This window comes from Psychrobacter sp. TB55-MNA-CIBAN-0194 (assembly GCF_040309505.1).
In the GTDB taxonomy this organism is placed as follows: Bacteria; Pseudomonadota; Gammaproteobacteria; order Pseudomonadales; family Moraxellaceae; genus Psychrobacter; species Psychrobacter fozii.
The window spans coordinates 1-270 of sequence record NZ_JBEOOW010000319.1; the positions used below are offsets into that span (position 1 = coordinate 1).

At 46.3% G+C, this 270-nt stretch carries 1 protein-coding gene; it reads right to left on the minus strand.

Annotation, left to right across the window (positions count from 1 at the left end; all coding sequences use genetic code 11):
- Positions 1–270, minus strand: a 270-nt coding sequence (locus tag AAEY75_RS15300) for a 3-hydroxyacyl-CoA dehydrogenase NAD-binding domain-containing protein (RefSeq protein WP_352260061.1), incomplete at both ends; no start/stop codon positions are given.

Sequence of the window (270 nt, forward strand, 5' to 3'; positions counted from 1 at the left end):
GCCTAATATTTTCAACGCTTCTGTGCCATAAGCTCTACCGCCATGATTGACAATAAACCCTGGAGTATCTTTTGCAACGACCCCTAAATGCCCCATGCGTTTGGCTAGAGTTGTAAGCGTTTCTACTACTGAAGATTTGGTAGAGAGTCCCGGAATCACTTCAACGATTTTCATTAAGGGTACTGGATTAAAGAAGTGAAATCCTGCCACGCGCTCTGGATGCTCACAATCGGAGGCTATTGCCGTCACCGCTAGCGATGAGGTATTGGT